The sequence below is a fragment of the Pseudoalteromonas prydzensis genome (assembly GCF_011050055.1).
Classification (GTDB): domain Bacteria; phylum Pseudomonadota; class Gammaproteobacteria; order Enterobacterales; family Alteromonadaceae; genus Pseudoalteromonas; species Pseudoalteromonas prydzensis_A.
The window spans coordinates 22342-43822 of record NZ_DRGM01000205.1 but is presented as its reverse complement, the minus strand read 5'-3'; the positions used below and the strand labels follow the sequence as shown (position 1 = coordinate 43822).

The following is a 21481-nucleotide window of genomic DNA, read 5'->3' as shown; positions in this document are numbered from 1 at the left end:
TATCTTCTAGACGAACATCATCACATTGAGATAATGCTTTTTCAACCGCTTGGACTTTAAATTCTTGTGTAAATCGACGTCTCATTATATCTGCCTCTATTAAAAGTTAGAGGCGACAACTATCCTGACACAGGGGGTTGTGAATAATTCAATTAAAGATCTTTTGCACAAAGAGAAGAGAATGAGAAGTAAATGAGGATGAACTTGAAGGCTAATATTGATACGTGAAAATACGATGCATTTCAGATTGTCATGAACAACTCATTTTATATCACTAAACCGCAGAAGCCGGGGTTTAGCCGCCGGCAATTTTTACTTTGAATTTAAGTGCTTCTAGGATGGCTTTGAGTTTTTCGCGGTCGTCGCCTTGTACTTCGATGATGCCGTCTTTTACCGCGCCGCCTTGGCCCATTTTACTTTTAATGGTTTTGGCGAGTTTTTTTAAATCGTGTTGCTCGCTGTCAATACCGGTTACTAACATAACGCCTTTGCCTTTACGGCCTTTGGTTTGGCGTTCGATGCGCAGGGCGCCGTCTTTAAATACTTTACCTGCCACTTCTGTGCTTGGTTTTGGTTGGCTGATACGGCCTGTTTCGGTTGAATAAACGAGATTACTATCACTCATGCTTAACCTGCATTGAAAAAGTTAAATAACAATGGCAGTTATAATATCAAATCTAAGCACAAATTTGCGCTTAGGTGTTTTTATTTTTGGCTAATTAATTTTAAGCAGTTATATTTAAAGCAATAAGAATGGATAATCTGAGCAGGAGTGAAGTAAATGAGTCTAAGTACGAGTGCATCAGCTGATGGTGCGACGCTGACTATTCAAATTAAAGGGAAGTTTGACTTTAATTTAGTGCAGTCATTTCGACAGGCGTATTCCGATATCAGTGAAAAAACCGCTAAGGTCGTCATTGACTTACGTGAAACCGATTATATGGACAGCTCCGCCCTTGGGATGTTATTGAATATGAAAAAAACCCTAGGCAGTTCGGTCGATGCAATTCAAATCAGTAATTGTCAGCCGCAACTGAAGAAAATTCTGCAAATCTCTCGTTTTGATAAAAAGTTTGATATTGATTGATGCATATTCTCGTTGTTGATGATCAACCACTAAATTTAACGCTGTTAAAGGTGATGTTGGAGCAACAAAATTACGAGGTATCGACTGCTGCCAATGGCGTTGAGGCATTAGCGATATTAGCACAGCAAAGCATTGATATTGTGCTACTGGATGTGATCATGCCAATTATGGATGGCTATGAAACAGCGAAAAAAATTAAGCAGTTATACAACGATGTTCACCTACCGATTATTTTTATAACGTCATTAGAAGATCAAAGCAGCTTTGAGCGCTGCCTAGAAGTTGGCGGCGATGATTTTATTCATAAACCGTTTGATAAAGTAATTTTAACCGCAAAAATAAAAGCCCACAGTCGTACCCGCAAACTTAGCCTAAAAACTCATGAGCAAAATAAGTTATTAGAATATCATTACAATCAAACCGAACGTGAACACGAAATAGTTGAGCATATCTTTAACAATGCGTTAGAGAACCAATATAAGTTTACTGACAACATTGATTTTCACCTATCACCCGCGTCTATGTTCAATGGTGATATGTGCTTAGTTGGACAAAGTCCGATTGGTAGCCTGTATTGTATGCTTGGGGATTTTACCGGCCATGGGCTAGCGGCTGCTGTGGGGGCACTGCCGGCATCTAAAGTTTTTTATACTATGGTTAACAAAGGTATGGCGGTGAGTGATATTGCTGCTGAAGTTAATGCTGTATTGGTGCAATTACTGCCTGGGCATATGTTTTGTGCCGCGACAATTATCGAGTTGAGCAGTTCAGGGAAGAGTGTCTCTGTTTGGCTTGGCGGCTTGCCAGATGCCTATTTAATCGATCAACAAGGCAAAGTATTAAAGACCTTAGAGTCACAGCATATGGCTTTAGGGATTTTAGAAGGTGATGAATTTGAACGTGAATTAGTTCATTTTGAAGTCGATACTAGCATGCGTTTGGCACTGGCTACCGATGGTATTATAGAAACGACTAATGCGGACGGTGAATTTTTTGCAGAGCAACGCTTTATAAAGGCACTTGCAAGCAAGCCTAAAGTGACTAGCCAAGATATAATCACTCAAGTGACTCAGTTTGCTCATGGTAGCAAACAACAAGATGATCTTAGTCTAGTGCTGTTTAATTGTGTGGCGGTTCCTCCCGCGGCTGAAGAGCAAACCGCTTATTCTCGGTTACCCTTTAATTTTTCTTTAACGCTTAATTCACGGCAAATAAAACAAACCGATCCGGTGCTTGAAATCGTCGAAGTACTCACTCAAGTCGGTGGCTTAAAAGCTCATCGCTCGGATATTTTCCTACTACTTTCTGAGGCCTATAATAATGCACTCGATCATGGCGTGTTAGGACTCGACTCAGAGATTAAAAATAAAGAAGATGGCTTTATTGAGTATTATCAACTTAGAGAAGCCACGCTTGCTAAGCTGGTGGATGCGTTGATCATTGTAGATATGCGTTATTGCCCTGACACTTTAAGCCTTTATTTTACTATTTGTGATTCTGGTAATGGCTTTGCAAGTACTGATAGCACTGCAAACAGCAATAATCGAGAGCATGGTCGTGGACTGTCGATATTAGAAGAAATAGCAGAGCAGGTGACTTATAACGCATCGGGTAATCAAATTGAAATGTGTTATCGATTAGTGCAGTAACAAAGCTAGTCGTGGTAGTTTAGCCATGCTATGATTCATTTTTTAGATGTTTGGATGGCTAAATGGTTTCTTCTTATTTATCTCTTGCACAACTAGATGTGCCTGCTCAGTTAGTCACTGCTGAGCTCACTAAGCTCGAAAATTATTTATTAAGCCAGTCGCTTCCCGCTGTTCGTTGGCAGTATCAAATCCCAGAGCTGGGCGAGGGTGGCGCGTGCAGCTTATTTGGTTATTTACAAGATGAGCCGTTTAAACTCACTGACTTTTTACCGCAAGATCAGCATACCACGCAACAGCTTGCTCAATTACAACTGATTGTTGATTACGTTGTAGCGCAAACCAAGGTTGACTGGTATGGCATTTACCAAAACACAGCAACGCCAGAGGGCCAGCAATTACTTAAACTGGCTTACTTTGGCGCGCCAAGTCGACCGCTTTTTCCACTCACCGAAGCATTTGCAGCCGGCAGTAATAATGTGCAGGTGGCACTGAGTAGTAAAGGGCGAGTGATCAACAATGTTGCGCAGTATTTGGCTGCGGGTGGTGAATATTATACCTGTGACCCTAAAGTAAAATCAGAAGCCTGTTTACCGCTTTTTGACAGTGCAAATCGCTGCGTTGGTATTGTTGATGGTGAAGCCTTTAATAACGATTTTTTCAACCAGCAAACTTTAGCGCTATTAATTGCATGCTGTATTAAAATTCCTCACTTTTTAGTGTAAATAACACTAGTCAATCTAGTGAGCTTTTATGTTAAGCTAAGTGCAACAGCTAACCCCTAAATAACGAAAGAGATAGTCAATGTTCTCAGTATTAAAACCATTACCAACTGATCCTATTCTTGGCCTTATGGCGGCCTATAAGCAAGATACTAACCCAAATAAGATTGACTTAGGGGTTGGTGTTTATAAAGATGAACAAGGTAATACACCAGTATTAAAAGCAGTAAAAAAAGCTGAAGCGTTCCGTCTTGAAAACGAAACCAGCAAATCATACATTGGTTTGGCGGGTAACTTAGATTACTGCCAAAAAATGGAAAACCTATTATTAGGTGAGCACCAAGCATTATTAGCTAATCGTGTGCGTACAGCACAAGCACCAGGTGGGACAGGTGCACTGCGTGTTGCAGCTGAATTTATCGTTCGCTGTAATCCCGGTGCGACAGTATGGGTTACAAATCCTACATGGGCAAACCACATTAGCTTATTTGAAGCCGCAGGCCTGACTGTTAAAGAATACCCATACTACGATTACGAAAACAAAGACCTGTTATTTGATGAAATGATCGAAACCCTGACGCAAGTGCCGAAAGGTGACGTTGTTTTATTACACGCATGTTGTCATAACCCAAGTGGTATGGACTTAAACGAAACACAGTGGAATACAGTTGCTGAGCTTGCAAAAGATGTTGGCTTTACTCCACTGATAGATATCGCGTATCAAGGTTTTGGTTCAAGCCTAGAAGAAGATGCCAACGGTTTACGTATTTTAGCGAACGCGGTTGATGAGCTGCTCATTTGTTCGTCATGTTCGAAAAACTTTGGTTTATACCGTGAGCGTATTGGCGCATGTTCAATCATTGCGAAAGATAGCGCGACGGCTGATATTTCAAACTCAGTATTGTTAAGTGTGGTACGTAGTATTTATTCAATGCCCCCTGCGCACGGTGCCGACATTGTAAACACCATTTTAAGCAGCACAGAGCTTACTCAACAATGGCACAGTGAACTTGATGAAATGCGCAACCGTATTAACGGTCTGCGTACGTTGATCAAAGACAGCCTAGCGGCAAAAGATATTGCTCAAGACTTCTCGTTTATTGACCGTCAACACGGTATGTTCTCTTTCTTAGGTATTAATAAAGAGCAAATCGAGCGTCTACAAAAAGACTACGGTATTTACATTGTTGGTTCTAGCCGTGTAAATGTGGCAGGTATCAGCCAAGCGAATATCGATTACTTTGCAAATGCTGTTGCAGACGTTTGTAAATAATTCTATTTAGATAGCGTTATTGAATAATAAAAAACCGCACTAACAATTGTTGTGCGGTTTTATTTTTTATCTAAAGCCTAGAGCTACGCGTCAATTAAATTGCATTCGCCATAATGACGACCATGCAAAGGGCAGGTTAATTTAACCAGCGGATCGCACCATTAATACGATCATTGTAATTTTCTAATGGCGCACCAAGACTTGCTACTAAAATAGTATCAGCGTCAGCACCACGGTTAATATGGCCTGCAAAACGGTCATCCTGAAAATCGTCGTCGCCAATGCCAAAAGTCTGCTGTTTTGATGGCACGATAAAAACTGTCATCGGGCCATAATCAGATTCAAACACCAGATGCAGCCCTTTTTGACCCTTAAAGTCACAAAACATTAAATACGTTACTTTACCCGGGAGCTCATCTAAATGACCGCCAAGGACTGCAAATTTTTCATTGACTGTTGCTAAACTGATCGCTTCTGTTTTCTGTAACGAGTTGATTTCATAATAAACATGGGCAAGTGCATGTTCGCCTGCGGCATACGCAATATTTTGTTCGCTGCTAAAGAAAAATGCGCCTACCGCCACCAATAATGAGGCTGCCATGGCAAGAGGTAAACGAGCACGTTTAAAGCGTGAACTTGCCTCAACCACATTATCTGTTGGCTGTTGCAATGGGGTTGCATCAGTTTGTTCTGTAAAACGCTGCTCAGTAATTGGTGCGTCGTTTTGTGCATGAGCTGCAGTATTAGCTAAAATACGCTCAGCAAGACCCGCTGGCACAGGTATATCCAGTGCGCCTGAAAGCTGCGTATCAAACGCTTGCATGTCATCTATAAATGCTTGTCGCTCAGGATGTTGCTCTGCAAACTCCAAAAGTTCCTTCTCTGTGCTGTTTGGCTGTGCGCTAATTCGGCGACGAAACTCGAGATCATCCATTAATTTGATGCCCCTTTAAGTTGTTCATCATCACGGCTTAAAGCCTCTTTTAACTGGTTTCTGGCGCGGTATAAACGCGTCATCACGGTGTTCTTATTTAAATCTAATATTTCAGCTATCTCATCACCGGAGCAACCCATAACTACTTGTAGTAGTAATGGCTCACGGTATTCATCAGGTAACTTAGCGATTTGACGTTGGATCACTGTTTGCTCCATTTCGTCATCTAAGGTGACGCTTTTTTCATCAACTAAGGTATCGTTTTCAACATCGCTATAATCAAATTGTTTGCGTTCAAAGCGGCGGGCATTCTCCCGGCGCAAAATCGTCAATAGCCATGGCTTTGCTGCTTTTTGATCTAATAATGAATCAAGGGCACGCCAAGCACGTAAAAACGTTTCTTGGACAAGATCTTCGGCAATATTAGGGTCGCGGCATAACCAATACGCAAAGCGATATAATTCGCTATGATAAACATGAACAAGTTTTTCATAGCGTGTTTTTTTCTCTGCCATATCAACTAAGACCTGACTTTTAGAGTTTTTATTTCCAAGCATAAGCACTTTTTTATTTATTTTAAGTAATTCGCTGTCCAAGTGCGTGGATAGTTCCTATACACTCAAACTCTATTTATAAAGTCCTTTTAATACAGCTTGTTGAGATTTCTTCTGAATATTATTCTGCTCTTCTAACAAATGTATAATTGCAGCCAAGTCCACCTCGGTGCTATTAGGACTATAGAGGGCAGACTGCAGTTTAGCAATTTGTTGACTAAGTTGAATATTATCAATGTCTAGCACTAACTTGTCTATTGCACTATGCGGTTGTTTTGTCTGCTGTATCGCGTAACGGTTCAATGCTTGATAGAACGCATTTATGTCATTATTTTTACTTATTTTCTTAAGCTCAGCTAATGACGCTGACGCCTCTTTGCTTACTACTTTAGGCTGGCTGCTAACAACAGTGCGCTGAGAGCGACTACGGAACCATAAAATTAACGTGATAAACCACAGTAAATAACCAATAACACTAACAATAATTAACCAAACAGGGGTGTTATTTACCAATATAGGCTGTTGATTTAGCGAGGATGGATCCTCTGTGATTGGCAATGCTGAGGTCGGCGCTGCTGGTAGCGGATTTACTACATCGTTACTGCTTGACGTTACGGTAATGGTACGCGCAGGCAATGTTGCATAGCTAATACGGTTAATCTTGGTATTATACCAAGGTACGCTCACCTCAGGCAGTGTATAAGTGCCCGGCATCTGCGGTAACAATGCGTACGAGGCTGTTTGTTGTGATATTACCCGGCCATCGCGAACCAAGTGATTATTTTCTTTTTCATCTGGATAGCTGCGAATACCTTTGATTTCAGGCAGTTCAATATCGGGTAGTTGCTCTTTGGTAATGCCAAGTGCGGTTAAAGTCAGCGTGCGGGTAATCGGGGTGCCGACTTCTACGGTGTCATCTTCTGGTTGCCATTGCTCATCTAAACTCACTAATTCGCTTGGTAACCACGCACCTTGGTAATCATTTGGAATGGGTTTAATCTCAATGTTTACATCTTCGCCCAACGCTGAGACATCTAATTGGCGATAGTCCTGACGAATGCGCCCTTGAAAGGCAGGGGCTTGAATTGTATAACTGCCACTTTTTTGCGGTTGCACTAAATATTCACGAGTGATGACTAAATAACGTTTGCCATCAATCAGTTCGTAGTTTTCAGTTTGTTTACCAATTTGGCTTAGCTGCGCGTCTGGCATAGTGGGAGTGCTTAAATTGCCATCAAGTAATTCTTTGGCAAGATAGAGCTTAACAGTGTAAACCCCAGCCTCCTGCACAAATAAGCTGTCATTAGCAAGCGAGGCTTTGATAAAAATATCGTTATTTTGCTGCGCATCTTTACTGCGTTCAGCCACTTTTAATGCAATGGGCGCAGAGCTGACACCAGCAATACTAAACGCTGGGATGGTATAATCCCCCGCAGTGCGGGTCATGAGTTTAATAGACCAAGTGGTTTCTTTTGAAATACTACCATTGATGATATTTGTGCGAGTGCTGACACTGGTGCGGCCAACCACAAAGTCTTTTAATAGCACTGAGGTGTCGGGTTGATCATTTTTTATGGTGTCATCAGCACTGATATTGAGCATAAAAAATTCACCCGCTAACACTGGGTTTTTATCAACACTGGCTTGTAATTGTGTAATAGCCCACGAGGGCATAGCGCTGATAAGCAATAAACAACAGATTAATCGCATTACCATGATTTTTCGACTCCTTGTGGACGGCGTTGATGGTTTCGTTTTTGGGCTTCTAATTGCATTTTGTTACGTAACAGGATTGCGGGATCATCGGGTATTTTGCGCAACAATTGGTTCAACTGTTGGGCTTTCTCTTTTTCTTCATTGGTCAGCTCTGCGGTTTGTGCTTGCATCGCTTGCTGTTTCGCCGCGTCTTCTGCTTGCTGCTGTTGCTCAGGGGTCATTTGTGGTTGCGCTGGTTGCTCATCGCTTGCAGGGTCATCCTTAGGCTCGTTTGGTTTATCTTGTTGCTGCGCATCAGAGCTGTCACCTTGCTCAGGTTCAGCTTCCATTTGCGGATCATTTTTTTCATCAGATTGTTGATCGGAAGGTTTACCATCTTGTTGCTGCTCATTTTGCTCAGACTCATCCCCTTGTTGAGATTGCTGATCTTGAGAGGGCTGCTCACCTTGTTGTGATTTATCTTTATTTTGCTGATCTTGACCTTGCTCGCCATCTTGACTGTCTTGATCTTGATTTTGTTCGCCGTCTTGGCCTGCTTGCTGTTGTTGCTCCTGCTGTTGCAGCAACTGCTCAACTAAGGCTTGATTTTCCTTTGCTTGGGTAAAGTTATCTTGCAACTGTTGCGCTTGTTGGTAGGCGCTAATTGCTTCCTCTAGTTTACCTGCTTTGGCCAGAGCATTACCGTAGTTATATAAACCAGTGGCGCTTTTATCTTCGCTAAACTGTGCCAATGCGGCATCAAAATTGCCTTGCTGGTAAAGCGCCGCGCCTTTTAATTGGCTAGATTGCGCGCTAGCTGCTTGCTCATACTCACCTTGTTGGTAAGCGTCCAGCGCGCGTTGATCTTGGTTTTTAAATACTGAAGGCAGTTCAAGCGCATAGGCGTTTTGTTGGGGTAAAAAACTCACCACCACAATCGCGGCTGCAAATGCACCGCGGCGAAAAACCCACAGCATCATAGGCAGTAAAATCACTAGCCCATAAATGCCCGCATCAATGCGCCATAACGCTTGGCTTTGTTTCTCATTTTTTAGTATTTCACTGTTGGCACTCGGTGCAAATACTTGAATATCACGCTCACTTGGTTGGTAAGTGGTAAATTTGCCACCACTGTTTTTAGCTAGGTTATTGAGCATGCTGATATTCATGGTAGGCACCACAATTTGCCCATAATTATCTTTTAAAAATCCTCCCTCAGGGAGTTTGATTGGCGCGCCTTGCTCGGTCCCCACACCATAAATGTTGAGGCGATATGGATTGTTACTCGTAAATTGACTGATATCGCTTTGTTCACTTTGCTCAATGCCATCGGTGACTAAAATGATGTCACCTTCGAGGTAGCCTGCTTGGGTTAATAACTCTGTTGCTGCATCAAGCCCAGCAAGTACGTTGGAGCCTTTATCAGGCATGATATCTGGGCTTAAACTTGGAATTAAATTTTCCAGCGTGGCGGCATCATTAGTTAACGGCGAAATGGTATAGGCGGTGCCGGCATAGGCCACTAACGCAGTGTCGCCTTCTTTAAATAGTTTGATCATATCCAGCGCCTTGAAGCGCGCTTGCACTAAACGACTGGGCGCGATATCGGTGCTGTACATCGATAGCGACATATCCATCACAATCACCCGGGCATTTTTGCTTTGAAACACCGGCACTTGTTTTTCTTCAAAACTGGGTCCGGCACTAAAAATAACGGCCAAAACTGCAAATAATGCAATCAGCCAAATAGGTTGGCTATGCTGTTGGTTATTGGTGTTGATCACAAATTTTGCTAAGTGAGGCGCAATTAATTCACCTTGATTGCTTTTTTTGTGTTGCAACATTGCAATAGTAAACACTAAACACACAGGCACTAATAGCCATAATACTGCTGGGCGAATAAATTCAAAGTCCATTAGGCCTCCTGTCTGAATGTTTTGGCGGTGGTGAACATAACGCGCAAACCAATCAAGGCCAGTGCAATGAGTAATGGGTAATAAAATAATGCCGTTTGTGGGCGAAACGTTTGTTCATCAGCGCTGATCGGCTCGAGCTTATCGAGCTCTTGATAAATTTGTTGTAAGCCGGCGACGTCTTTGGCACGAAAATAGAGGCCACCTGTTTGCTCAGCAATACGTTTTAGCAGAGTTTCATCTAAACTACCGCCGCTCATGCCACCCATATTAAACAAGCTAAAACCACGGGGGTTATCAGAGCCAACGCCTATGGTATACACTTTAATGCCTTCTTCGCGAGCAAGCAGTAGGGCTTCTTCTGGATCTAAGTTACCGGCGGTGTTTTGACCATCTGTTAATAACACCACAATGCGGTTACTTTCATCTTTACTGGCAAAACGTTTTACTGATAAGCCCAGCGCATCACCAATAGCAGTGGCGCGGCCAACCAAGCCAATTTGTGCTTCTGAAAGCATTTGACTCACTGTTTTTACATCCCGGGTAAGCGGGGTTTGTAAAAATGCCGTATCACCAAATAAAATCAATCCTAAACGGTCACCTTGGCGCTGCTCTATAAAGTCACTCAATACCGCTTTTACCATAGTTAAACGGTCAACATATTGGCCCTGATAAGCCATATCTTGCTCGGTCATTGAACCGGATAAATCCACCGCGAGCATGATGTCACGGCCTTCGTTAGGCAGTGTGATGGGTTCATCAAGCCAAGTTGGGTTAGCAATAGCGCAAACTAACAATGCCCACACTAACCATTCGAACACACTGATACCGCGTGTATGCTGCTGAGCAACCTGTGACGCTAAGTTATGTTTGGCAAAACCAGGAATACGTAAGCGGGTGCTGCCCTCACTGGCTAACGGCTTAAGTAAGCGCAATAACCAAGGTAAGGGTAATAATACAAATAGCCAAGGCCAGCTAAATTCAAACATTCAGCGGCTCCTTTAATTTAAATTGCGCAATAGCGAGTTTTAATTTATTAGCCAGCGCAGTTTGATTACTTTGTGGTTGATAAAGGCTCATTAGTTCAAGCTCAGTAAATTGTTGTCCGGTCAGCTTATTTAGCGTGTTACACCACTGTTTAGTACCCTGTGATGTCGCACTTTGCGCGTAGTAATGTAACACCAGTCGCTTAATTAAAATATGCAGTTGCTGAACATCTTCTGCGTGCTGTTCACTGAGGGAAATAGCGTGACGTTTGGCTTTTTTAAACTGGTAAGCTTGATACAAGGTGTAACTTATATAGCCAATAGCCAGTAGCAGTGTGGCAATGATGACCCACCAAATGGGTGCCAATGGCCACCAAGAAACATGGTTTGGCACAATCACATCATGAAGGCCAGCTAATGGAGAGGTTTGCATGTTACTTTCTCACTAATTGCAGCTCAAGCGGTGTGGCTGCATTGAATGATATTAAATTAAGACCCGATTTAGTTAAGCGTTGCATTCGCGTAGTAAATGCTTGCTCAGCCGTTTTCGCAAATTTATCACGAAAAGTTTTATCCATCAGCGGCAGGGCAAAGTCACTGCCATTGGCGCTTACGGTCACTGTTTGTTTAAAAGCAGGCAATTGGTGTTCAAATGGATCGCTAATATGGCAACCAATTAACTCACAATGTCGACTCAGTATTTCGAGTTGTTTAAAGCTGGCATCATCTAAGGCACTAAAATCTGACACTAAATAGACTAAGCTGCCAGGTTTGGCTAAATGATTTAAACGCTTTAGGTTGTCACTGAGTTTATTTTCTGCGGGCTCATCAATCTGCGCGAGTGCTTGTTGGTGGCTTGCACATAAATTGTGGCACAGTTTTAACACGGCTTTTTCGCGGGCGCTGGGTTTGAGCTCTAAATGACCATGTTGGTTAAACACTATGCCACCGATGCGATCGCCGCGTTGACACGCTGACCACGCAACCAAGGCACTGATATGCGCCGCTTGCACAGATTTAAGTAACAGCTTTGAGCCAAACAGCATTGAATTAGAAAAGTCGCTAAACACAAACACTGGCCGTTCTTTTTCTTCTTGAAAAAGCTTAGTGTGCGTTTCACCAGTACGTGCTGTAACGCGCCAATCAATTGAGCGAATATCATCGCCTTGTTGATAATGACGTACTTCAGCAAACTCCATACCGCGGCCTTTATGAGGCGCGAGATATTGGCCGGTTAAGCTATTTCTAATTTTAACTTTTGGCGCAAGCTCTAATAAGCGAGCTTTCGCTTTATAATACATCAGCTCTTTCAAGCCTAAGTCGACCCCATGGCTATGACTTAGGCTGAGCCACTGTTGGTTATCTAATTGGCTTTGCATGGTTTATGGCACGGCAACAAGTTCTAAAATACGGCTAATGACTTGATCTTTAGTAACGCCATCGGCTTGTGCTTCATAACTTAAAATAATGCGATGGCGCAGCACATTATGTAACACAGCTTGAATATCATCTGGAGCAACAAAATCGCGGCCTTGTAACCATGCGTGAGCACGGGCACATTTATCAAGGGCGATGGTGGCACGCGGACTTGCGCCATATTCGATCCAACTGCCTAATTGAGCGTCCAGTTTTGCGCCTTCACGCGTAGCAATAATAAGTTGCACTAAATATTGCTCTAGCGGTTCGGCTAAGTACAGGCCTAAAATGGCTTTACGAGAAGCAAATAAATCGCTTTGACTAATTTTTTGAGCAGGGGCTTGATGCTCGCTCAACGCTTCGCCACGGGTAAGGCGTAAAATATCAAGCTCATGCTCGGCGCCTGGGTAATCAATGCTTAGGTGCAGTAAAAAACGGTCTAATTGCGCCTCTGGTAGCGGATAAGTGCCTTCTTGCTCCAGTGGGTTTTGGGTTGCCATCACCATAAATAAATCCGACAGTGGATAAGTGTTTTTACCAACGGTGACTTGGCGCTCAGCCATCGCTTCTAATAAGGCTGATTGCACTTTAGCGGGGGCACGGTTAATTTCGTCGGCTAAAATAAGGTTATGAAATAGCGGGCCTTTTTCAAATACGAATTCGCTGGTCTGTTGACGATAAATATCGGTACCGGTTACGTCAGCAGGTAATAGATCTGGGGTAAACTGGACGCGTTGGAATGAGCCTTCAACGCCTTTGGCTAATGCATTTACTGCGCGAGTTTTAGCCAGCCCAGGCGGGCCTTCTACTAATAAGTGACCATCGGCTAAAATAGCAATAAGTAGTGCTTGCGTTAATTCTGGTTGGCCAATAATTTGGCTATCTAAATAAGTTTTTAATTGTGAGAATGCGTTAGTGGCCATAGTAAAAAAACTGTCCTGATTTGCAAGGTTTATAAAAAGCTTTAATGGTTATTGGGATTATTGTTCTATAACACAAGTGTTAGACTTAAATTTACAAAATAGTTCGTTATTTTTTAAGGATTTTTACCCTAGCATAGAAATAAAGGTATTTTTTGTAAATACGCCAAAAAAAGCCTATTGTTGGTAACTAATTATACTATTTTCAATTTCGCTATTGGCTTTAGTACACGGGTTGTTTAGAATCGAGGAAAACAAACAGGTCAGACCTGTCAGCGGGAGAGCATTAATGTCTGAGCAAAACATACTAAAAACAGCAAAGGGCGATCGTATCGCCATCGTCAGTGGTTTACGTACACCATTCGCTAAACAAGCGACTGCATTTCACCATATACCAGCCCTTGATCTGGGTAAGTTAGTCGTTAACGAAATGCTTGAACGTCTTAACTTTGATAAATCTGAAATTGATCAATTAGTGTTTGGTCAAGTAGTACAAATGCCAGAAGCGCCAAACATTGCCCGCGAAATCGTCTTGGGTACTGGCATGCCAGTCTCTGTTGATGCCTATTCTGTATCACGCGCTTGTGCGACCAGTTTTCAAGCGATTGCCAATGTGGCTGAGTCAATTATGGCAGGTTCAGTACAAGTGGGTATCGCCGGTGGTGCTGATTCGTCATCAGTATTGCCAATCGGCGTGAGTAAGAAATTAGCCGGTAGTCTGGTTGATTTAAATAAAGCGCGCACTTTAGGTCAGCGTTTAAAAATATTTTCAAAGCTGCGTTTAAAAGATTTATTACCAGTACCGCCTGCGGTTGCAGAATATTCAACTGGTTTGTCTATGGGTCAAACTGCCGAGCAAATGGCAAAAACCCATAGTATTAGCCGTACAGATCAAGATGCGCTTGCCCATCGTTCACATACACTTGCCAGCCAAGCTTGGGCTGATGGCAAACTTGCTGATGAAGTGATGACCGCGCATTTACCGCCATATAAAAGCTTTATTGAGCAAGATAATAATATTCGTCATAATTCAACGGTTGAAGGGTACGCTAAATTAAAACCAGCGTTTGACCGCCAACATGGCTCAGTTACGGCTGCAAACTCAACCCCGCTAACCGATGGCGCAGCAGCGGTATTAATGATGAGTGAAAGCAAAGCCAAAGCTTTAGGCTATAACATTTTAGGTTATGTACGTAGCTTTGCATTCTCTGCCATTGGTGTGAATGAAGACATGCTGATGGGGCCCGCTCACTCAACGCCGATTGCATTAGCAAGAGCAGGCATAACGCTTGCCGATCTTGATTTAATTGAAATGCATGAAGCATTTGCAGCGCAGACGCTGGCGAATATGAAAATGTTTGCTTCAGATAAGTTTGCCCAAGAAAAACTCGGTCGCAGTAAAGCGATTGGCGAAATTAACATGGATAAGTTTAATGTTTTAGGCGGCTCGCTGGCATATGGTCACCCATTTGCGGCCACTGGCGCACGACTTATCACCCAAAGTTTACATGAACTTAACCGCCGCGGCGGTGGTTTAGCACTAACGACTGCATGTGCTGCAGGCGGATTAGGTGCAGCCTTTGTATTGGAGAGTGCGTAATGACAGATTCAGTATTTAGTTTAGCAATAGATGAGCAAAAACTTGCTGTTGTAACAATCGACGTGCCGGGTGAAAAAATGAATACCCTGCGCGACAGCTTTGCAGATGATCTAAAAGCCTTGCTTGATGACGCAAAACAGCAGTCAGTGAAAGGCATGGTATTCATTAGTGGTAAAAGCGATAACTTTATTGCTGGTGCCGATGTAAAAATGCTTGATAACGTGCAAAGTCGTGATGATGCATTGGCGATCAGCGAATTATGCCACCGTGCATTTTTTGATATGAAAAAACTGCCATTTCCAACTGTCAGTGCCATTCATGGTGCGGCATTGGGTGGTGGTTTAGAATTTGCCTTAGCGTGCGATTATCGCGTATGTACAGACAGCGATATCACTAAACTCGGCTTACCTGAAGTGCAACTTGGTTTATTACCTGGTGGTGGTGGAACGCAACGCTTGCCTAAACTGGTTGGTTTGCAAAAAGCCCTTGAGTGGACCTTAACGGGTAAACAAATTCGCGCTAAACAAGCTAAAAAAGCAGGTTTGGTAGATGATTGTGTACCACAGACCGTATTGCTAAAAGTAGCCAAAGAGTTTGCTTTAAAAGGTAAAGCGAAAGCGGCCAAGCCAAAGCTTGATCGTATTAGCCAATTACTAGAATCGAATCCGTTTGGCCGTAATATTATCTTTAAAAAAGCACAAGAAAATGTGCTGAAAAAAACCGGTGGTCATTATCCAGCGCCGTTGGCTATCATTAAAGCAATACGCGCAAGTGTTGAGCTGGATGAGCTTAAAGCCTATAAAACAGAAGCGGAAGGCTTTGCTACATTAGTAATGAGCAGTGAGTCTAAATCATTACGTGGGATCTTTTTTGCCACCACCGAAATGAAAAAAGAATGGCGTAACGATGATGCACCAGCAATCACTAAAACAGCTGTATTAGGCGGCGGTTTAATGGGCGCAGGTATTGCTCATGTGAGTGCCGTAAAAGCTGGCGTGCCAGTGCGTATTAAAGATGTTGCAGAGCAGGGCATTAGTAATGCTATGAATTACAGCTATAAAATTTTAGATAAAAAGCAAAAACGCCGCATTTTATCTCAAGCTGAACTGCAACAAACCATGAACAGAATTACTGGTACCACTAATTACAGTGGCTTTAAGCACATTGATTTGGTGATCGAAGCGGTATTTGAAGACCTCAGCCTAAAACAAGGTATGGTGGCCGATGTAGAGCGTGAATGCCAAGACAACACCATTTTTGCTAGTAACACCTCATCACTGCCTATTTCACAAATAGCTGCACAGGCTGCCCGTCCTGAGAATGTTATTGGCCTGCATTATTTCTCACCGGTTGAGAAAATGCCATTGGTTGAAATCATTCCACACGAAGGCACCTCAGAAGAGACCATCGCACGAATTGTAAATTTTGCCCGTAAGCAAGGTAAAACGCCTATTGTGGTTAAAGATAAAGCCGGTTTCTACGTTAACCGTATTTTAGCGCCGTATGTGAATGAAGCGGCTAACTTATTACTTGCTGGCGAACCGATTGAAAAGATTGATGCGGCATTAGTTGAATTTGGTTTCCCTGTTGGGCCATTAGCGCTATTGGACGAAGTGGGTATTGATATCGGCTCTAAAATTGCACCAATCCTTGAACAAGAACTGGGCGATCGTTTTAAAGCACCCGATGCATTTTCACGTTTAATTGATGCCAAACGCTTAGGCCGTAAAACTGGCCGTGGTTTTTATCTTTATGATAAGAAAGGTAAAAAAGTAGACGCATCTGTTTACGAATTACTCGGCGTGAACCCATCACCGCGTTTAAATAAAAGCGAAATTGCTAAACGTTGTGTATCGCAAATGCTTAACGAAGCCGCACGTTGTTTAGATGAAGGCATTATTGCCAGTCCGCGTGATGGCGATATTGGCGCTATATTCGGTATTGGCTTCCCACCATTTTTAGGTGGTCCATTTAGCTATATGGATAAACTTGGCGCAAACAAAGTCAGCTCAGAAATGGCTACTTTTGCTAATTTTAATCCGGTATTTGCGCCGTGTGCGCCTTTGGTGGCGATGGCGGATGCTGGTGCGAGCTTTTATCAGCTTGAGCCTGCACAGCCAAGTACTGCAGAAGTCGTGGTAGAACAAACCGTGACGGCTACGCAAGACGATACCGATGTAGAACCTGTCGAATCGGTTGAGGCTGAAGAGGTTATTGTTCCGCCAGCGCCAACTAATGAAGCTGAACCGGTAACAGACACCAACTCAGCTGCTGCAAGCGGTGATAAAGTGAAATAGTATTTAATTGCTAGTTATTAAAAACGCACTGAATAGTTTGCAGTGCGTTTTTTTATGCCCAGAATTTAGGATTAAAAATTTTAGTTGCTGAAATTATTTGGCTTAGTTGTTATAACAGGGTCATCCGTAACTGAGACTGTGTAAAGACTGCTAATGAACATCAGCACTGCAAGATTACAATTGAGACTCCTCGAACAAGACGATTGGCCGTTCTTTTTAGCTTTGCATGATGAGCCATGCGTTATTGAAAAATGCTTTGACAGGCCCTCAGATACGCAAATACGTAGTAAGTTTATGCAGCGGTTGGCGCCGTGGCATCCTACAGCCAATACGCCTTTGTGTTTGCTGATCATTGAAACATCAACAGGCAAAAAAGTGGGCGTCACAGGGCTTACAACTTCATCATCAAACACTCCCGAAGTTGGCTATTTGTTAATGCCCGAGTTTTATGGTCAAGGTTATGCAACTGAAGCACTACAAGCATTTTTAACATGGGCGACGACAGCATTTAATATTCAACAATTTACTGCTGTGGTTACGAAAGGGAATGTAGGCTCAGAAAAAGTGCTGGCAAAATGTGGCTTTAAATTAATAAAGGTTGCACCATTAGCTTACGAAATTGCTGGAGTGTTATTTGATGATCATCATTTTTTACTAACGTGTATGGAGTAGGGCTAAGTTGTACTGAGCAAGTAGCTTGAGCAGTACAACATTTTGACTTACATATGAATCTCAATCGCTTTGCGATCTTTTTCCGGCATATTGGCAACCACTAAATTAAATGAATTATCAATCATACGTTCAATTTCACCTTGCGGGATTGAGCCATCTAAAATAACAGTATTCCATAACCGTTTATTCATATGATAGCCTGGGATCACTGAAGGAAAAATATCACGTAGTGCTTGCGCTTCATCGGGGTCGCATTTTAAATTCATCCACCAAATAGGGTTGCCATCTTCGTCGGTTTGCCCTTCGTTGCCAACCGATAAAGTGGCAAACATTTTATGGTTTACTTTATATACATCAACTTCTTGGCCGAAAGGTTGGGTAACCATAACCAGAGGTTTTTTTGCTAAATACTCATGTGCAGTGTGCTGATCCATGATCCAGTCCTTGAAGTCATTTTTGGTATTTTAACCATAGCAGCTTTTTCGTAGTTTAGTCATGAAAAAATCGATTAATAGGTAAAATTTATGAGTAAATACAGGCCCTACGAGAAAAATAGCGGTATGTGATATTTTCTTATTGAAGAAAATCCAGTTCGTGGTATGTTTCTGGGGATTTATAAATTATAGGAAATACACTGATGCCAAAGGCAAGTGAAGTTAAAAAAGGTACTGCGATTGAGTTTAATGGCCGCGTTTTAGTGGTTAAAGATATTGTTCGTTCTGTACCACAAGGCCGTGCTGGTGGAAGTTTGTATCGTATGCGCTTGTACGATGTAGTAACTGGTAGCAAAGTAGATGAAACATTCAAAGATAGCGACATGTTAAAACTAGCTGATTTAACGCGTCGTGAAGCAATGTTCTCGTATTTAGATGGCGAAGAATACGTATTTATGGATAACGAAGATTACACGCCATATAATCTTAATAAAGAAGCGATCAGCGAAGAAATTTTATTCGTTAATGAAGAAACTCAAGGTGTGCACGTCATTGTTATTGATGGCGCGCCAGTGGGCTTAGATTTACCTTCAAGCGTTGAACTTGTGGTTGAAGAGACAGACCCATCAATCAAAGGCGCTTCAGCAAGCGCACGTTCAAAACCTGCTCGCTTATCAACGGGTTTAACGATTCAAGTACCTGAGCATATTTCTACCGGTGACCGCATCCGTATTAATACCGCGGAGCATAAATTCATGGGCCGTGCTGAAAAGTAACTACGCCTGTGCATTGAAAAAACCGACACATTCTGTCGGTTTTTTTATATCACTATGATTTATGCTCATTATTTGCACGCAGTACTTTAAATCAGTGCATGCTTTGGCTACACTGCGCGCTTATTTTTAAAACCGAACAAACGAGGCTGCTTTTGTACTTTTTACTCAGCGTAGTATCTATTGTCGTTATGTATTCAGAGGCGATTAAAAAAGGTATGCCGATTAAGCGCTGGTTACTGCTTGCAGGGCTGTTAGGTCCGATTGGGTGGTGTTTGTTTAATTTGCATTATCGTCGCGCATTACTACGTTGTGTGGGTATACAAGCATGTGTTTGGCGACCCTAACAAGCGCGTTATGCTTGATGTACTAAACTCAGTGCCGCTTGGTTTTGTTGTTTCTTCAAGAATTCAGTAAATTCAACTCGCGAGAGCGGTTTTGAATAATAGTAGCCTTGCATTGTTTCGCAGTTAAGCGCTTTTAAGGTCTCTATTTGATCCGCTTGCTCAACCCCTTCGGCCACTACATGTAAGTCTAAATTATGAGCAATCGTAACAATAGAATCCACCATATTCCGGCCACGCTCGGTTTGCATATCATCAATAAAGGCTTTATCAACTTTTAAAGTATTAAGCGGGAATTGCTTTAAATACGCTAATGATGAGTAACCTGTGCCAAAGTCATCCATCGCTAAATGAATGCCACGGGCACTGAGCGAGCGCATGATGGTAATAGCATCTTGTGGATCGTCCATTACCGTCCCTTCGGTAATTTCAAGTTCTAAAAAGTACGATGGCAGGGCATGGTTTTGCAAAATTACATCAATACGGGTGGTTAAATCGGGTAGGCTAAATTGTTTAGCTGATAAGTTCACCGCAACACGACCATTAAATAAACCAGCGTCTAGCCATGCTTTGACATCGCGGCAGGCTTTATGAAGTACCACTTCACCAATTTCAATAATTTGCCCGGTTTCTTCAGCGATGGGAATAAACACGCCAGGGCTGATAATGCCTTTTTTCGGGGTAATAAAGCGCACTAAGGCTTCCATACCCGTAAATTTACCCGTGCGAATATTCATTTTTGGTTGATAGTACACTTCAAAATGATCTTCTTTTAAACCAAACCGCATCAGGTTTTCAATTTGCAAACGTTTAACGGCTTGGCGATTCATGGTGTCATTGAAGAATAAGTAGCTGTTGCCTTTCTTTTTCGCATGGTACATCGCAGTGTCGGCATTTTTAAGCAACAATTCAGGGGTGTTGCCGTCTTCAGGAAATAGCACGATACCTACACTGGAGGTGATCACCAATTCATGACCAGCCATTTTAAATGGCGTGGCAATGGCGGCTAAAAACTGCTTTGCCATGCGAGTGATGGTATGAATATCGTTAGTGCCAGACATAACCAGTGCAAATTCATCGCCGCCTAAACGATAAAATACATCTTTTTCACGAGTCAGTTTGTTTAACCGCATTGCCAGTTTAGCCAGTAAACTATCGCCGAGTTGATGGCCTAATGAGTCATTAATCTTTTTAAAGTTATCTAAATCAAAAACCAGTAGCGCATGATGGTTGTCTTTTTTTGCGAGCTTTTTTAAGTCGGTAAAAAATAGATTTCGGTTTGGCAGGCCGGTTGTGCGGTCTCGATTTGATAAGTTATGTAGTTGTGATTCTGCTTTTTTCCGTTCGGTTAAATCTGAAAAAACAATTACATAATTACAAATTTGATTATGTTCGTTTTTAATTTCATCAATTGAAATTTCAATCGGCAGCAACTTTCGCTCACTGTTACGCAATTTTACTTCTTGTTGCCAGTGCTCGGTGGCGCGTACAGTGTCTTTAATATCATCAATATAGCTTTGTTCGTAGCCGGGTAGGGTAAACGGTTTATTTAAGTAATTATCGCGATTACCGCCAAACTGAGTCAAAAAGCTGGGATTAAGATCAACCAAATTAAAGTTTTTATCATAAATTGCCAGCGCATCGGTGAGTGATTCAACGCATTTAGCAAACAGATTGAGCCGCGCTTCGGTTGACTTTAATTGACTGATGTCACGCACCGTACCGGTCATCCGCAGTGGGTTTAAGTTGGTGTCTTTTTCAATTATTTTGCCCCTGTCGAGCACCCAGTGCCAGCGGTCAAAACTGTCTTTGATTCGGTAACTGGCTTCAAAAAAGGCGGTTTGCTCTGCAAAGTGTTGCTTTAACAGTAGTTCTACTTGAGCTATGTCATTTGGGTGGATCAGGGCTTTATTAGGGGGGATGTCAATGATGGTATTTTTATCCATCATGTACTTATCGTTAATGCGCAGCACTTCACCGGTTTTTATATTCCAATCCCAGAGCGTGTCACCGCTGCCCTCTACAGTGCTTTTCAAGCGCCGTTCAGAAATACATAATTGGCGTCGTGAGCGGCGTAATTTGTAAATTGTGAATAATAAATAAGGCAGCACTATTGTAACAAATGCGCTCGGTAAATAAAGCATTAAAGTTTGCTGATCGACTAATTGCTCGCTATAGCCCAATGGGCTAAAGCAGAGTAATAATGAGGCGAATA

Annotated in this window: 20 protein-coding genes; 9 read left to right on the top strand and 11 right to left on the bottom strand. The window is 42.4% G+C overall.

What is annotated here, in order from left to right; all coding sequences use genetic code 11:
* Window positions 1-295: 295 nt before the first annotated feature.
* Window positions 296-625: a stress response translation initiation inhibitor YciH gene (locus ENH88_RS21000; RefSeq protein ID WP_304185306.1), complete on the bottom strand. Its 330-nt coding sequence runs from the start codon at window positions 623-625 to the stop codon at window positions 296-298.
* A 156-nt stretch (window positions 626-781) separates the two neighbouring features.
* Here ENH88_RS21000 and ENH88_RS20995 point away from each other — a divergent pair, with 156 nt between their 5' ends.
* From ENH88_RS20995 to ENH88_RS20980, 4 genes are all read left to right on the top strand, one after another.
* Window positions 782-1087 carry an STAS domain-containing protein gene (locus tag ENH88_RS20995; protein WP_304185304.1) on the top strand — a complete coding sequence of 102 codons (306 nt, stop codon included), beginning with the start codon at window positions 782-784 and terminating at the stop codon, window positions 1085-1087.
* Window positions 1087-2736: an ATP-binding SpoIIE family protein phosphatase gene (locus tag ENH88_RS20990; protein WP_304185303.1), complete on the top strand. Its 1650-nt coding sequence runs from the start codon at window positions 1087-1089 to the stop codon at window positions 2734-2736. The genes ENH88_RS20995 and ENH88_RS20990 overlap by 1 nt, the downstream gene beginning before the upstream one ends.
* A gap of 62 nt (window positions 2737-2798) precedes the next feature.
* Window positions 2799-3458: a histidine kinase gene (locus ENH88_RS20985; RefSeq protein ID WP_304185302.1), complete on the top strand. Its 660-nt coding sequence runs from the start codon at window positions 2799-2801 to the stop codon at window positions 3456-3458.
* 79 nt (window positions 3459-3537) lie between these two features.
* Window positions 3538-4728 carry an amino acid aminotransferase gene (locus ENH88_RS20980; RefSeq protein WP_304185301.1) on the top strand — a complete coding sequence of 397 codons (1191 nt, stop codon included), beginning with the start codon at window positions 3538-3540 and terminating at the stop codon, window positions 4726-4728.
* Window positions 4729-4864: 136 nt separating this feature from the next.
* On the opposite strand, the gene ENH88_RS20975 is transcribed toward ENH88_RS20980, so the two are convergent.
* The 8 genes from ENH88_RS20975 to ENH88_RS20940 all read right to left on the bottom strand — a co-directional run bounded on the left by ENH88_RS20975 (window position 4865) and on the right by ENH88_RS20940 (window position 13149).
* Entirely contained in the window at window positions 4865-5662 is a 798-nt protein-coding gene (locus tag ENH88_RS20975) for a DUF3379 family protein (protein ID WP_304185300.1), read from the bottom strand.
* Window positions 5662-6219 (bottom strand): sigma-70 family RNA polymerase sigma factor, encoded by a 558-nt coding sequence (locus ENH88_RS20970; protein WP_304185310.1) that lies wholly within the window; start codon window positions 6217-6219, stop codon window positions 5662-5664. The genes ENH88_RS20975 and ENH88_RS20970 overlap by 1 nt, the downstream gene beginning before the upstream one ends.
* Window positions 6220-6288: 69 nt before the next feature.
* Window positions 6289-7932 carry a BatD family protein gene (locus tag ENH88_RS20965; RefSeq protein ID WP_304185298.1) on the bottom strand — a complete coding sequence of 548 codons (1644 nt, stop codon included), beginning with the start codon at window positions 7930-7932 and terminating at the stop codon, window positions 6289-6291.
* The gene (locus ENH88_RS20960; RefSeq protein ID WP_304185297.1) at window positions 7926-9827 is read right to left on the bottom strand and encodes a VWA domain-containing protein; all 1902 of its coding nucleotides are present in this window, start codon (window positions 9825-9827) and stop codon (window positions 7926-7928) included. The genes ENH88_RS20965 and ENH88_RS20960 overlap by 7 nt, the downstream gene beginning before the upstream one ends.
* The gene (locus ENH88_RS20955) at window positions 9827-10813 is read right to left on the bottom strand and encodes a vWA domain-containing protein (protein ID WP_304185296.1); all 987 of its coding nucleotides are present in this window, start codon (window positions 10811-10813) and stop codon (window positions 9827-9829) included. The genes ENH88_RS20960 and ENH88_RS20955 overlap by 1 nt, the downstream gene beginning before the upstream one ends.
* Window positions 10806-11243 carry a DUF4381 domain-containing protein gene (locus ENH88_RS20950; RefSeq protein ID WP_304185294.1) on the bottom strand — a complete coding sequence of 146 codons (438 nt, stop codon included), beginning with the start codon at window positions 11241-11243 and terminating at the stop codon, window positions 10806-10808. The genes ENH88_RS20955 and ENH88_RS20950 overlap by 8 nt, the downstream gene beginning before the upstream one ends.
* A 1-nt stretch (window position 11244) precedes the next feature.
* A complete protein-coding gene (locus ENH88_RS20945; RefSeq protein WP_304185293.1) occupies window positions 11245-12189 on the bottom strand; it encodes a DUF58 domain-containing protein in 945 nt (314 codons plus the stop codon).
* 3 nt (window positions 12190-12192) lie between these two features.
* Window positions 12193-13149 (bottom strand): AAA family ATPase, encoded by a 957-nt coding sequence (locus ENH88_RS20940; RefSeq protein WP_304185292.1) that lies wholly within the window; start codon window positions 13147-13149, stop codon window positions 12193-12195.
* Between the two features lie 286 nt (window positions 13150-13435).
* Between ENH88_RS20940 and fadI the strand changes: the two genes are divergently transcribed.
* The 3 genes from fadI (at window position 13436) to ENH88_RS20925 (ending at window position 17715) form a co-directional block, all read left to right on the top strand.
* Window positions 13436-14746 (top strand): acetyl-CoA C-acyltransferase FadI, encoded by a 1311-nt coding sequence (gene fadI, locus ENH88_RS20935; protein WP_304185291.1) that lies wholly within the window; start codon window positions 13436-13438, stop codon window positions 14744-14746.
* Window positions 14746-17043, top strand: coding sequence for a fatty acid oxidation complex subunit alpha FadJ (fadJ, locus tag ENH88_RS20930; protein WP_304185289.1), 2298 nt, complete (start codon window positions 14746-14748; stop codon window positions 17041-17043). The genes fadI and fadJ overlap by 1 nt, the downstream gene beginning before the upstream one ends.
* 153 nt (window positions 17044-17196) lie before the next feature.
* Complete coding sequence (locus ENH88_RS20925; protein WP_304185287.1) at window positions 17197-17715, top strand: GNAT family N-acetyltransferase; 519 nt, start codon at window positions 17197-17199, stop codon at window positions 17713-17715.
* A 47-nt stretch (window positions 17716-17762) separates the two neighbouring features.
* Here ENH88_RS20925 and ENH88_RS20920 read toward each other — a convergent pair whose 3' ends face one another.
* Window positions 17763-18149 (bottom strand): MmcQ/YjbR family DNA-binding protein, encoded by a 387-nt coding sequence (locus ENH88_RS20920; protein ID WP_304185283.1) that lies wholly within the window; start codon window positions 18147-18149, stop codon window positions 17763-17765.
* Window positions 18150-18352: 203 nt separating this feature from the next.
* On the opposite strand from ENH88_RS20920, the gene yeiP reads away from it, so the two are divergent.
* Together yeiP and ENH88_RS20910 are read left to right on the top strand one after the other, a co-directional pair.
* Window positions 18353-18925, top strand: a complete 573-nt coding sequence (gene yeiP, locus ENH88_RS20915) for an elongation factor P-like protein YeiP (RefSeq protein WP_304185282.1) — start codon at window positions 18353-18355, stop codon at window positions 18923-18925.
* A gap of 152 nt (window positions 18926-19077) precedes the next feature.
* Window positions 19078-19269: a hypothetical protein gene (locus ENH88_RS20910; RefSeq protein WP_304185313.1), complete on the top strand. Its 192-nt coding sequence runs from the start codon at window positions 19078-19080 to the stop codon at window positions 19267-19269.
* An 8-nt stretch (window positions 19270-19277) separates the two neighbouring features.
* Here the strand turns inward: ENH88_RS20910 and ENH88_RS20905 are convergent, their stop codons facing one another.
* A complete protein-coding gene (locus ENH88_RS20905) occupies window positions 19278-21410 on the bottom strand; it encodes a putative bifunctional diguanylate cyclase/phosphodiesterase (protein ID WP_304185308.1) in 2133 nt (710 codons plus the stop codon).
* Window positions 21411-21481 lie beyond the last annotated feature (71 nt).

Bases quoted from the DNA above. Each gene is read 5' to 3' on its own strand.
- yeiP (WP_304185282.1), top strand. From the start codon at position 18,353: ATGCCAAAGGCAAGTGAAGTTAAAAAAGGTACTGCGATTGAGTTTAAT.
- ENH88_RS20940 (WP_304185292.1), bottom strand. From the start codon at position 13,149: ATGGCCACTAACGCATTCTCACAATTAAAAACTTATTTAGATAGCCAA.
- ENH88_RS20980 (WP_304185301.1), top strand. From the start codon at position 3,538: ATGTTCTCAGTATTAAAACCATTACCAACTGATCCTATTCTTGGCCTT.
- ENH88_RS21000 (WP_304185306.1), bottom strand. From the start codon at position 625: ATGAGTGATAGTAATCTCGTTTATTCAACCGAAACAGGCCGTATCAGC.
- ENH88_RS20990 (WP_304185303.1), top strand. From the start codon at position 1,087: ATGCATATTCTCGTTGTTGATGATCAACCACTAAATTTAACGCTGTTA.
- ENH88_RS20995 (WP_304185304.1), top strand. From the start codon at position 782: ATGAGTCTAAGTACGAGTGCATCAGCTGATGGTGCGACGCTGACTATT.
- ENH88_RS20975 (WP_304185300.1), bottom strand. From the start codon at position 5,662: ATGGATGATCTCGAGTTTCGTCGCCGAATTAGCGCACAGCCAAACAGC.
- ENH88_RS20920 (WP_304185283.1), bottom strand. From the start codon at position 18,149: ATGGATCAGCACACTGCACATGAGTATTTAGCAAAAAAACCTCTGGTT.
- ENH88_RS20965 (WP_304185298.1), bottom strand. From the start codon at position 7,932: ATGGTAATGCGATTAATCTGTTGTTTATTGCTTATCAGCGCTATGCCC.
- fadJ (WP_304185289.1), top strand. From the start codon at position 14,746: ATGACAGATTCAGTATTTAGTTTAGCAATAGATGAGCAAAAACTTGCT.
- ENH88_RS20970 (WP_304185310.1), bottom strand. From the start codon at position 6,219: ATGCTTGGAAATAAAAACTCTAAAAGTCAGGTCTTAGTTGATATGGCA.
- fadI (WP_304185291.1), top strand. From the start codon at position 13,436: ATGTCTGAGCAAAACATACTAAAAACAGCAAAGGGCGATCGTATCGCC.
- ENH88_RS20950 (WP_304185294.1), bottom strand. From the start codon at position 11,243: ATGCAAACCTCTCCATTAGCTGGCCTTCATGATGTGATTGTGCCAAAC.
- ENH88_RS20960 (WP_304185297.1), bottom strand. From the start codon at position 9,827: ATGGACTTTGAATTTATTCGCCCAGCAGTATTATGGCTATTAGTGCCT.
- ENH88_RS20985 (WP_304185302.1), top strand. From the start codon at position 2,799: ATGGTTTCTTCTTATTTATCTCTTGCACAACTAGATGTGCCTGCTCAG.
- ENH88_RS20905 (WP_304185308.1), bottom strand. From the start codon at position 21,410: ATGCTTTATTTACCGAGCGCATTTGTTACAATAGTGCTGCCTTATTTA.
- ENH88_RS20925 (WP_304185287.1), top strand. From the start codon at position 17,197: ATGAACATCAGCACTGCAAGATTACAATTGAGACTCCTCGAACAAGAC.
- ENH88_RS20945 (WP_304185293.1), bottom strand. From the start codon at position 12,189: ATGCAAAGCCAATTAGATAACCAACAGTGGCTCAGCCTAAGTCATAGC.
- ENH88_RS20955 (WP_304185296.1), bottom strand. From the start codon at position 10,813: ATGTTTGAATTTAGCTGGCCTTGGCTATTTGTATTATTACCCTTACCT.